The 11,727-nt window shown below is 63.5% G+C and carries 9 protein-coding genes; 7 read left to right on the top strand and 2 right to left on the bottom strand.

Features of this window, described 5'->3' with window-relative positions:
- Positions 1-3: 3 nt before the first annotated feature.
- Positions 4-831, bottom strand: coding sequence for an outer membrane protein assembly factor BamD (locus BLP96_RS14380; RefSeq protein ID WP_089687353.1), 828 nt, complete (start codon positions 829-831; stop codon positions 4-6).
- Positions 832-946: 115 nt separating this feature from the next.
- Between BLP96_RS14380 and rluD the strand changes: the two genes are divergently transcribed.
- From rluD to ilvN, 5 genes are all read left to right on the top strand, one after another.
- Entirely contained in the window at positions 947-1,906 is a 960-nt protein-coding gene (gene rluD / locus BLP96_RS14375; protein ID WP_089687351.1) for a 23S rRNA pseudouridine(1911/1915/1917) synthase RluD, read from the top strand.
- Positions 1,903-2,658, top strand: a complete 756-nt coding sequence (gene pgeF, locus BLP96_RS14370; RefSeq protein WP_089687349.1) for a peptidoglycan editing factor PgeF — start codon at positions 1,903-1,905, stop codon at positions 2,656-2,658. Before rluD ends, pgeF begins: the two co-directional genes overlap by 4 nt.
- Before the next feature lie 184 nt (positions 2,659-2,842).
- Positions 2,843-5,428, top strand: coding sequence for an ATP-dependent chaperone ClpB (gene clpB / locus BLP96_RS14365; protein WP_089687347.1), 2,586 nt, complete (start codon positions 2,843-2,845; stop codon positions 5,426-5,428).
- Between the two features lie 566 nt (positions 5,429-5,994).
- Positions 5,995-7,719: an acetolactate synthase 3 large subunit gene (locus BLP96_RS14360; RefSeq protein ID WP_089687345.1), complete on the top strand. Its 1,725-nt coding sequence runs from the start codon at positions 5,995-5,997 to the stop codon at positions 7,717-7,719.
- Entirely contained in the window at positions 7,719-8,210 is a 492-nt protein-coding gene (gene ilvN / locus BLP96_RS14355) for an acetolactate synthase small subunit (protein ID WP_089687343.1), read from the top strand. Before BLP96_RS14360 ends, ilvN begins: the two co-directional genes overlap by 1 nt.
- A gap of 55 nt (positions 8,211-8,265) precedes the next feature.
- Here the strand turns inward: ilvN and ilvY are convergent, their stop codons facing one another.
- Positions 8,266-9,153 (bottom strand): HTH-type transcriptional activator IlvY, encoded by an 888-nt coding sequence (ilvY, locus tag BLP96_RS14350; protein ID WP_089687341.1) that lies wholly within the window; start codon positions 9,151-9,153, stop codon positions 8,266-8,268.
- A 176-nt stretch (positions 9,154-9,329) separates the two neighbouring features.
- Between ilvY and ilvC the strand changes: the two genes are divergently transcribed.
- Positions 9,330-10,346: a ketol-acid reductoisomerase gene (ilvC, locus tag BLP96_RS14345; protein ID WP_089687339.1), complete on the top strand. Its 1,017-nt coding sequence runs from the start codon at positions 9,330-9,332 to the stop codon at positions 10,344-10,346.
- A 135-nt stretch (positions 10,347-10,481) separates the two neighbouring features.
- Positions 10,482-11,357 carry a CDP-diacylglycerol--serine O-phosphatidyltransferase gene (pssA, locus tag BLP96_RS14340; RefSeq protein ID WP_089687337.1) on the top strand — a complete coding sequence of 292 codons (876 nt, stop codon included), beginning with the start codon at positions 10,482-10,484 and terminating at the stop codon, positions 11,355-11,357.
- Positions 11,358-11,727: the final 370 nt, after the last annotated feature.

Here is an 11,727-nt window from a genome sequence, read left to right as displayed (position 1 = left end):
CGGTCAGGCCGAGAGCGTTTCGCCCTCGACGTGCTTGGGCTGGAAGGTGCGGCCTCGCAGTTGCTCGTGGCTCGGTGCGTTGTCGATCAGCACATCGAGCACTTCGCGGGCACGGTCGCGCATGTCGAGACCCAGGTAGCCTTCGACCATCACTGCCAGTGCATCGCGAGTGGCTGCGGATTCGGGGAACTTCTCGACCACCCAGCGACCGCGCTCCACGGCGGCGAGGAAGGCCCCCTTGCGTAGATAGAAGTCGGCCACGTGCAGTTCGTGGCGGGCCAGCACGTTGCGTAGATAGACGATGCGCTGCTCTGCGTCCGGTGCGTATTCGCTGTCCGGGTAGCGGTCGACCAGCTCGCGGAAATCGGAGTAGGCGTCACGCGAGGCGCCGAGGTCGCGCTTGGAGATGTCGATCAGGCGTAGACGCTCGAGACTGAAACGGCCGGCTTGCCAGGCGGCCAGCCCGCGGAGGTAGAGCGCGTAGTCGGCACGTGAATGGCTCGGGTGCAGGCGAATGAAGCGGTTCGCGGCGGCGCGGGTGGCTTCCCAGTCGCCCGTTTCGTAGTAGGCGTAGATCAGCTCCAACTGGGCTTGCTCGGCGTGAGCCCCGAAGGGGTAGCGCGTGTCGATTGCCTCGAGGCGCGAGATGGCCGTGGTATAACGGCCATCTTCAAGGGCATCGCGGGCTTCTTCGTAGAGTTCGCGTTCGGCAACGCCGGCGAACTCATCGGTTTCCTCCTCTTCCGATGAGCCAATGCTGGCACAGCCGGCCAGCAGGGTCGAGGCCATCAGGAGGGCTGCAAGGCGGGTGGCGATGGGGAAAGCGCGCATCGTGATCCTCGTGTCAAACATCCTGTGTCGGCCATGGTAGAATCGACCGGAACCCATCCACTATAAAGCACCTTGCGTGAAAACGCAGTCCTCGGTGCTGCAACGATAGTTCGCCATGCCCCAGACACTGGAAGCCCAGCACCGCGTGCCCAATGCCCTGGCGGGTTGCCGCCTGGACCAGGCGGCGGCCGAGCTGTTCGTCGACCATTCCCGCGAACGGCTCAAGGGCTGGATCAAGGCCGGAGCATTGACCGTCGACGGTCATCCGGCCAAGCCCAAGGAAAAACTGGCCGGCGGCGAATGGCTGCGGTTGGAGGCGGAGCTCGAGGATGAAGCACGCTTCGAGCCCGAGGCGATTCCCCTGTCGGTGGCGTTCGAGGATGACGCAGTGCTGGTGGTCGACAAGCCCGCAGGGCTGGTGGTCCATCCTGCGGCCGGCAATCCAGACGGGACCCTGCTCAATGGCCTGTTGTACCACTGCCCGACGCTGGCCAGCGTGCCGCGAGCGGGCATCGTGCACCGCCTGGACAAGGACACCACCGGCCTCATGGTGGTGGCCAAGACGCTCGCCGCCCAGACCGCCCTGGTCGAGCAGCTTCAGGCGCGCAGCGTGTCCCGGGAGTACGATGCCGTGGTCACCGGGGTGATGACGGCGGGCGGTACCGTGGATGCGCCCATCGGTCGGCATCCCCGCGATCGCAAGCGCCAGGCGGTACATGCCGCCGGCAAACCGGCGGTGACGCACTATCGCGTGGTGGAACGCTTCCGCGGCCACACCCACGTGCGGTGCCGGCTGGAAACCGGGCGCACTCATCAGATCCGCGTGCACTTGGCCCATCAGCGTTTCCCTCTCGTTGGCGACCCCGTCTATGGCGGCCGCCTGAAACTCCCGGCAGGCGCCGACGAAGGCGTCAAGACCCTGTTACGCGAGTTTCCGCGTCAGGCGCTGCATGCCCGCAAACTGGCCTTCGATCATCCGGTGAGCGGCCAGCGGATGACGCTACGTGCCCATCTGCCCGATGATCTGCTGTTGTTGATCGACGCCCTCCGTGATGATGCCGAGACCATGACATGAGCGATGCGCCCCATCTCGAGCCCACCCTGATCATCCCCGATTGGCCGGCCCCGCCCGGTGTGGGGGCGTTCGTCACCACGCGCGAGACCGGCCCCAGTCAGGGTGTGTTTGCCTGCTTCAATCCGTCCGATGGGGTAGGTGACAATCCTGCCCACGTAGCGCTGTGCCGGCGGCTGATCGGCAACGAGCTCGACGACGAGCGGCCGTTGCTCTGGCTCAGACAGGTGCACGGCGCTCGGGTACAGTCGAGCTACACCGACGGCGTGCCGGAGGCGGACGCGTCGGTGGCTTTCGATCGCGGCCATGCCTGCGTGGTGCTGACCGCCGATTGCCTGCCGGTATTCTTCTGCGATCGTGAGGGCACTCGCGTGGCAGTGGCTCATGCCGGTTGGCGTGGCTTGGCCGGTGGCGTGCTGGAGGCCACGGTGGCGGCACTCGCCTTGCCGCCGGAACGGTTGATGGCCTGGCTGGGGCCGGCGATTTCCAACGCCCAGTTCGAGGTAGGGCCGGAGGTACAGCAGGCCTTCGTGGGCGTGCACCCCGAAGCCGCTGCTGCCTTCGACCCCAGCCCCTATCGGCTGGGCCACTACATGGCCGATCTCTATAAGCTGGCGCGCCTGCGCCTCGAGCGCCTGGGCGTGTCCCACATCGGCGGAGGCCATTTCTGCACCGCCTGCGAGTCACGCTTCTACTCCCACCGTCGCGATGACGGCAAGACCGGACGCATGGCCAGTGTGATCTGGTTGCGATAGCGCCGGGTCTCGAGCCAAACTACCTCCTCCAACCCCAACCCTTGACCCTCATCAAGGCTTCCTGCCTTTCCCTGGCGGCCGACTTGAAACCCCACCCGCCAGACTCCATTAACTCTGTCAAGACGAATCGACAGGGCCAAGCGGGGCGTCCGAACGCCTCGCCACCCCGATGGAGGAAAAACGAATGCGTTTCGACAAGTTCACCGCCAAGCTGCAGAACGCCATAGCCGAGGCTCAGTCGCTGGCCGTGGGCCGCGGCCATAACCAGCTCGAGCCGGGTCATTTGTTGCTGGCGTTACTCGATGCGAGCGATACCGGTGTGAAGGCGCTGGTGCAGAAGGCCGGCGGCAACGCTGCGCATCTGCGAGATGGCTTGATGAGCCACCTGGACGACCTGCCCAGAGTGGGCCAGTTCGACGGCGAAGTGCAGCCGTCCCGCGACCTGGGCAAGTTGTTCAACCTCACCGACCGCGAGGCGCAGAAACGCGGCGATCAGTATATCGCCAGCGAACTGGTGCTGCTGGCTGCGTTGGAAATGAGTCATGCCGTCAGTAAGTTGCTGAAGCAGGCCGGCGTGACTCGCCAGGCGCTGGAGGGCGCCATCGATAGCGTGCGAGGCGGTGAGCGGGTCGACGACCCCAACGCCGAGGAGAGCCGCGAGGCGCTGGAGAAGTACACCCTGGATCTCACCGAACGAGCTGAGCAGGGCAAGCTTGACCCGGTGATCGGCCGTGACGATGAGATCCGCCGTACCATCCAGGTGCTGCAGCGGCGCACCAAGAACAATCCGGTGCTGATCGGCGAGCCAGGGGTGGGCAAGACCGCCATCGTCGAGGGGCTGGCAAGCCGCATCGTCGACGGTGAGGTGCCCGAGGGGCTCAAGGACAAGCGCGTGCTGTCGCTGGACATGGGCGCGCTGCTGGCCGGCGCCAAGTATCGCGGTGAATTCGAGGAACGTCTCAAGGCCGTGCTCAAGGAGCTGGCTCAAGAGGAGGGCCGGATCATCCTGTTCATCGACGAGCTGCACACCATGGTCGGCGCCGGCAAGGCCGAGGGCGCCATGGATGCCGGCAACATGCTCAAGCCGGCGCTGGCCCGTGGCGAGCTGCATTGCGTGGGTGCGACGACGCTCGATGAGTATCGCAAGCACATCGAGAAGGATGCAGCGCTGGAGCGGCGTTTCCAGAAGGTACTGGTCGACGAGCCCACCGAGGAAGACACCGTGGCGATCCTGCGTGGCCTCAAGGAGCGCTACGAGGTGCATCATGGCGTCGACATCACCGATGGTGCCATCATCGCAGCGGCCAAGCTGTCCCATCGCTACATCACCGACCGTCAGTTGCCCGACAAGGCCATCGACCTGGTCGATGAGGCGTGTTCGCGCATTCGCATGGAGCTCGATTCCAAGCCCGAGTCGATGGATCGACTCGATCGCCGGCTGATTCAGCTCAAGATGGAGCGCGAGCACCTCAAGAAGGAGACCGACGACGCCTCGAAGAAGCGTCTCGAGAGTCTGGAAGGGCAGATCGAGGAGCTCGAGCGCGAGTATGCGGACCTCGATGAGATATGGAAGGCCGAGAAGGCAAGCATTCAGGGTGCCGCTCAGTTCAAGGACGAGCTGGATCGCGCCCGCGTCGAGCTGGAGCAGGCGCGCCGCCAGGGCGATCTGGGACGCATGTCGGAGCTTCAGTACGGGGTGATTCCCGACCTCGAGAAGAAAATCGCCGAAACCAGTGCCGCCGAAGCGGACACGTCGCAGCACAAGCTGTTGCGCTCCAACGTCACCGAAGAGGAAATTGCCGAGGTGGTGTCGCGCTGGACCGGTATCCCGGTGGCCAAGATGCTCGAGGGCGAGCGCGACAAGCTGCTGCGTATGGAGCAAGCCTTGCATGAGCGGGTGATCGGCCAGGACGAGGCGGTCAACGCAGTGGCCAATGCCGTGCGCCGCTCGCGCGCCGGGCTCGCGGACCCCAATCGCCCCAACGGTTCCTTCCTGTTCCTGGGCCCCACCGGGGTCGGCAAGACCGAACTGTGCAAGTCGCTGGCGAACTTCCTCTTCGACACCGAGGAGGCCATGGTGCGCATCGACATGTCGGAGTTCATGGAGAAGCACTCCGTGGCGAGACTGATCGGTGCGCCTCCCGGCTACGTCGGCTATGAAGAGGGTGGCTACCTGACCGAGGCAGTGCGCCGCAAACCCTATTCGGTGCTGCTGCTCGACGAGGTGGAGAAGGCCCATGCCGACGTCTTCAACATCCTGCTGCAGGTGCTCGAGGATGGCCGGCTCACCGATGGCCAGGGGCGTACGGTGGATTTCCGCAACACCGTGGTCGTCATGACCTCCAACATGGGCTCGGACATCATCCAGCGCCTGGGCGGCGACGACGCCGATTACGAGCAGATGAAGAGCGCGGTGATGGAGGTGGTGGGCAATCACTTCCGCCCTGAGCTGATCAACCGCATCGATGAAGTGGTGGTCTTCCATGCACTGGATCAGGAGCAGATCCAGGCCATTGCCGAGATTCAGCTCGACCGGCTGCGTTCACGGCTCGCCGAGCACGAGCTGTCGCTCGAGGTATCCAGCGAAGCGCTGGCGCAGCTCGCCGTGGTGGGCTTCGATCCAGTGTTCGGCGCCCGTCCGCTCAAGCGGGCCATTCAAAGCCGCATCGAGAACCCTCTGGCTCAGGACCTCCTGGCCGGCAAGTTCTCTCCCGGCGATACCATCCGAGTGGAGGCCGAGGAGGGACGCCTGGTCTTTCGGACTGCCTGAGGATTCGACAAGCGAACCGTCGTTCACAGGCCGTTACGTGGATCGTCGGGCGCGCCGCCGAATGCGGACTAGACTTATCATCAGGTTGCGTCCTGTAACCCCCTTGCCCGCCAGCCGTTCCTCGGCCGGCGGGTTTTTTTCGTGGCTCGTCCTTGTCGTGGCAGGAGTATGGGTCTAGCGAACGGCCTACGATGGTTGACACTCTTGCCACGCTAATGGAATCTTGACCTTTCCTGATACGCGGGCGCGGCCACCAGCGGGCGATCCCCCATTGCCGCGCGAAGGGTAGGTCGCAGGGCCTTTACCCGCCGAAGGACTTCCGGCATCGGCCAACCGTCGATGACGGCCAACGCCCCGACGCGGCGATCCGCCGTGAAAGGGAACTGACGATTCATGTCACAATGAATCGGCGTTCCCGAAAGAGAGTGCAGGCCCCAACAGGGCCCATCAAGCCAGGGTTTGGCATCAGGTGCCGGCTTGGCCGGCAGCGGCGTACCGCCGCACTTGACCCCGTGCTTCCGATAGGAGCGCGGATCGCACTCGAGACCTCCAGGGGAGAAACATCCGTGGAACTGCTTTCCGGCGCAGACATGATCGCCCGATTCCTCCAGGACGAGGGCGTCGAATACATCTATGGCTATCCGGGTGGGGCGGCGCTGCATATCTATGACGCGCTGTTCCGTCAGGAAAAGGTCAAACATATCCTGGTACGCCACGAGCAGGCCGCCACCCATGCCGCCGACGGCTATGCGCGTGCCTCAGGCAAGCCCGGCACCGTGTTGGTGACGTCCGGCCCGGGCGCTACCAACGCCGTCACCGGCATCGCCACCGCCTACATGGACTCGATTCCCATGGTGGTGCTGTGCGGTCAGGTGATGAGCCACCTGATCGGTGACGACGCCTTCCAGGAAACCGACATCATCGGCGTGACCCGGCCCATCGTGAAGCACAGCTTCTCGATCCGCCACCCGTCCGAGATTCCCGATGTCCTCAAGAAGGCCTACTATCTGGCGGCAACCGGTCGTCCGGGCCCGGTCGTCGTGGATATTCCCAAGGACATGACCGCTCCTACCGAACGTTACGAGTACGTCTACCCGAAGAAGGTCAAGATGCGCTCCTACAACCCGGTCGCGAGGGGGCATACCGGGCAGATCAAGAAGGCCGTGGAACTGATGCTCAAGGCCAAGCGGCCGGTGTTCTACACCGGTGGCGGTGTGGTTAGCGGCCGGGCCAGCGAGGGGCTGACCGACCTGGTCAAGCGGCTGGGCTTTCCCATCACCACCACGCTGATGGGTATCGGCGCCTACCCGCAGAGCGATCGCCAGTGCCTGGGTTGGCTGGGCATGCACGGCTCTTTCGAGTCGAACATGGCCATGCACCATGCCGACCTGATCGTGGCCATCGGCGCACGCTTCGACGACCGGGTCACCAACAACACGTCCAAGTTCTGTCCCACGGCGAAGATCATCCATGTGGACATCGATCCCAGCTCCGTTTCCAAAACGGTGCGTGCCGACGTGCCCATCGTGGGGCCGGCGGGCAGCGTGATCAGCGAGATGATCAGCTTGGTCCAGGGGCAGGAAATCGCCCATCCCGAAGCTCTCGCCGAGTGGTGGGAAACGATCGACGGCTGGCGTGAGGAGCGCCGCGGCAAGCTCTACGAGCCCTCCAAGGCCGGTGAAGCGCTCAAGCCTCAGGAGGTGGTCGAGGCGCTGTGCGAGGCGACGCGCGGCGAGGCGTACGTGACTACCGACGTCGGCCAGCATCAGATGTTTGCCGCCCAGTACTACAAGTTCGACAAGCCCAACCGCTTCATCACCTCTGGGGGGCTGGGCACCATGGGCTTCGGCTTCCCGGCGGCCATGGGCATCAAGCAGAACTTCCCCGAGGAACAGGTGATCTGCATCACCGGGGAAGGCAGCTTCCAGATGATGATGCAAGAACTATCGACCTGTAAGCAGTTCGGCGGCGGGGTGAAGATCATCAATCTCAACAACGCCTCGCTGGGCATGGTGCGCCAGTGGCAGGATCTCAACTACAAGTCGCGCCATGCTCACTCCTACATGGAGTCGCTGCCCGACTTTGCCAAGCTGATCGAAGCCTACGGTTTCACGGCACTACGGGTGGAGACCAAGGAGCAGTTGGGGGAGGCGCTCGACCGTACCCTGGCCGACAAGGACGAGCTGGTGTTCCTGGATGTCATCGTCGATCCGCGCGAGCACGTCTATCCGATGCAGGTGCCCCTGGGCTCCATGCGTGACATGCTGCTTTCCAAGACGGAGCGGACCTGATGCGCCATATCATCTCGATTCTGATGGAAAACGAACCGGGCGCCCTGTCACGCGTGGTGGGGCTCTTCTCGCAGCGCAACTTCAACATCGAGACGCTGAACGTCGCGCCTACCGAGGACGAGACCTTGTCTCGCCTGACCGTGACCACGGTGGGTGACGACCGGGTGATAGAACAGATCACCAAGCACCTCAACAAGCTGATCGACGTGGTCAAGCTCGTCGATCTCACCGAGGGCAACCACATCGAACGTGAGCTGATGCTGGTGAAAGTCAAGGCGCTGGGCGCCGCCCGCGATGAGGTCAAACGTACCGTGGACATTTTTCGTGCGCAGATCGTCGATGTCTCGCCGAGCCTCTACACGGTGCAGATCACCGGGGATGCCGGCAAGCTCGATGCCTTCCTGCAGGCCATGGCGCCGGTGGGCATCCTCGAGGTGGCAAGGACGGGCGTATCGGGGATCGCGCGGGGAGACAAAGTGCTGTCCCTGTGATCGAGGCTTCTACCATGACCTCGCAGGCCGCCCTTCGGGGCGGCTTTTTCGCGCCCTAACGTTCTGCCACCTCGTCCCAGAGCGCACGAATCAGCGGGTTCTTGAGGCGCCGCTCTCGCACGCATAGGCCGACGTCGTAGTGGGGCAGCTCCGGCTTGACCGGCAGCACCCGCACGCGCTCTACCAGCGGGCTGTTGTCGAGTACGATCTTCGGCACCACGCCGATGCCGAAGCCCAGCCCTACCATGCTGACGATGGCCTCGTGCCCGGCGACCTGGGCGTAGATCCGTGGCGCAATGCCCAGCGCACGGAACCAGGTGTCGGCATACTCCCGCGAGAGTCCCGCTTCGGAGAGGATCATCGGTACCGCTCGCCACTGTTCGATGCGCGGAGTCTCCGGCGTGGCGGGGGTCCAGTCGTGCGCTTCGTGAGGGGCGATGAATACCAGCGGCGAGCGGGTCAGCGACTTGAACGCCAGTGCCTCGGGGGCCTGGCGCGGGCGGGGAGTGATCGCCATGTCCTCGTCGCCGGCCAGCACGCGGGCCATGGCCTCGGCGGGGTCGCCGGTATGCAGCTTGAGTTCGATGCCTGGATGACGCCCGCGGAAGTCGCTGAGCAAAGCGTAGAGGAAGCTGTAGCTGGCGGTCACGGAACAGTAGATGCTGATCTCGCCGGTGAGGTGCTGTGCCTCGCTCATCAGCGATAGGCGCAGCGCTTCCCACTGGGCAACGGTTTCTCGCGCGAAGTGCTGGAATGTCTCGCCGTGGCGGGTTAAGGCGACATGGCGGTTGTCGCGCTCGAAGAGCGGCACGCCAAGGCTCGCCTCGAGTTGGCGGATCGAGCGTGAGAGTGTCGAGGGACTGACGTGGCAGGCTTCGCTGGCACGGCCAAAGTGCAGCGTATCGGCCAGGACCAGAAAGTGCTCCAGGGGGCGCGTATCCATGCCGTCTAGTATTGCATAATCCGGCATGTAATGTTGCAAACATCGCGTTTTACGCAACAGGGACTCTGGCGTAAGGTGTCTGCAACGAATGATCGACTCCCAGCGCCGCGGTAGACGGCGCGGGTGGCCATCAACGCGGACACGATTTTCCACCTTCGACTTCCAGGAGTACTCCCATGCGCGTCTACTACGACAAGGACTGCGACCTCTCCCTCATTCAGGGCAAGCAGGTCACCATCGTGGGTTATGGTTCCCAGGGCCATGCCCATGCCAACAACCTCAAGGAATCGGGCGTCGACGTCACCGTCGCCCTGCGTGAAGGCTCCTCCTCTGCCGCCAAGGCCGAGGCTGCCGGGCTCAAGGTCGCTTCCGTCGAGGCCGCCTGCCAGAGTGCCGACGTGGTGATGATCCTGGCGCCGGACGAGAACCAGAAGGCGATCTACGAAACCCAGGTCGAGCCCAACCTCAAGCAGGGGGCCACTTTGGCGTTCGCTCACGGCTTCAACATCCATTACAACCAGATCGAGCCGCGCGGCGACCTCGATGTCATCATGGTCGCTCCCAAGGCGCCAGGCCATACCGTGCGTTCCGAGTTCGTGCGCGGCGGTGGCATACCCGATCTGATCGCCATCCAGCAGGATGCTTCCGGAAAGGCGAAGGAGCTCGCGCTCTCCTACGCCGCGGCTATCGGCGGCGGGCGTAGCGGTATCATCGAGACCACCTTCAAGGACGAGACCGAGACCGACCTTTTCGGCGAGCAGACCGTGCTGTGCGGCGGCGCCGTGGAACTGGTCAAGGCCGGCTTCGAAACCCTGACCGAAGCCGGCTACGCCCCGGAGATGGCCTACTTCGAGTGCCTCCACGAGCTCAAGCTGATCGTCGACCTGATGTACGAGGGCGGCATCGCCAACATGAACTACTCCATCTCCAACAATGCGGAGTATGGCGAATACGTGACAGGCCCAGAGGTGATCAACGAGCAGTCGCGCGAAGCCATGCGCAATGCTCTCAAGCGCATTCAGACCGGCGAGTATGCCAAGATGTTCATCAATGAGGGTAATACGAACTATCCTTCGATGACCGCGCGTCGCCGCCTCAATGCCGAGCACGAGATCGAGCAGGTCGGTGCCAAGTTGCGCGGCATGATGCCGTGGATCGCTGCCAACCAGCTGGTCGACAAGAGCAAGAACTGATTTCCCGGAAACGGCTAGCTGTCGAGGGCGCGGAATTCCGCGCCCTCGACTTTTCGCGTGGCGGTGCAATGCCTTTTCGCACCTACGGCGGCGTGCAAGAATGGCACTCTTCATTTGCCGCATTGGACGTCCAGCATGAGTCAGGATTCCCGCAATACCGAGCACGAGCACGAGCGTCAGCGTTCTGGGGAGGGCGAGGAGTCGCGGGAGTCGGCGTCGAACGAGAGTGAGGATCTGGCCGCCGCATTCCTGCGCGAAACGGAGGTGATAGAGGAGTCCGTCGAGGATGGCCGCAAGGTGCGGCGCAAGGGAATTTACCTGTTGCCCAACCTCTTCACGACCTCGGCACTCTTTGCAGGCTTCTTTGCCGTGGTTGCCGGCATCAATGGCGACTTCACCGCAGCATCGGTGGCGATCTTCATTGCCATGGTGCTCGATGGGCTGGATGGGCGCGTCGCTCGCCTGACCAATACCCAGAGCGCCTTCGGCGCCGAATACGACAGTCTATCGGACATGCTCTCCTTCGGCGTAGCGCCGGCACTGGTGGCCTTTACCTGGATTCTGCAGGACGTCGGCAAGACAGGTTGGGTAGTGGCTTTTCTCTATGTGGCCTGCGCTGCGCTGCGCCTGGCTCGATTCAACGTCCAGATCGGCAGCGTCGACAAGAAGTGGTTCATCGGGCTGCCCAGTCCGTCTGCCGCTGCTCTGGTTGCCGCGAGCGTGTGGACCTTTCACAGTTTCGACGCGGATGCCTTCGGCTTCAAGCTGCTGATGTTGTTCCTGGTGGCTGCGGCTGGCGTGCTGATGGTCAGCAATATTCGCTACTACAGCTTCAAGGACATCGATCTCAAGGGGCCTGTGCCTTTCGTGGTGCTGCTGGCCGTCGTGCTGGCCTTCGTGGTCATCTCGGTGCAGCCTTCGGTGATGTTGCTGGCGTTATTTGGTGCCTATGTCGTTTCTGGCCCCGTCCTGGCCGTGATGCGCAAGCTCAAGCGCATTCCGACGCCTTGAGTGGTGGCTTGTCCTGACGTTTTTCTACGCGAACCCCTTGCGTCGTACGCGGGTTGCCCGTAAAGTACGCATCCGCTGCCGGCGACGGGCCACGTTGCCAGCGGTGGAGAGTGACGGAAGCGTTTGATGCGGCGAGGTTTTTTGCCGGCATTGCGCGGGTTTCGTCACTGCCGTGAGTCGGCCGCTGAGCGACACGTTCGCTCTTGACAGTCGGCGCCGATCACGTAGAATACGCCTTCCTCGCCGGGCGCTGGCGGCACTGCCGACAGCAGGGTGAGACACTCCGCTCCGTTTTCACGGGAGATGAGAGCCGCTCTTTAACAATCGATCAGGTAATTCATGTGGGCGCTTGTCGATGAGGCAGTGAGCA

The sequence above is a fragment of the Billgrantia gudaonensis genome (genome assembly GCF_900100195.1).
GTDB classification, from domain to species: domain Bacteria; phylum Pseudomonadota; class Gammaproteobacteria; order Pseudomonadales; family Halomonadaceae; genus Halomonas; species Halomonas gudaonensis.
The sequence above is the reverse complement of the archived record's forward strand: the minus strand, read 5'-3'. Positions and strand labels throughout refer to the sequence as shown.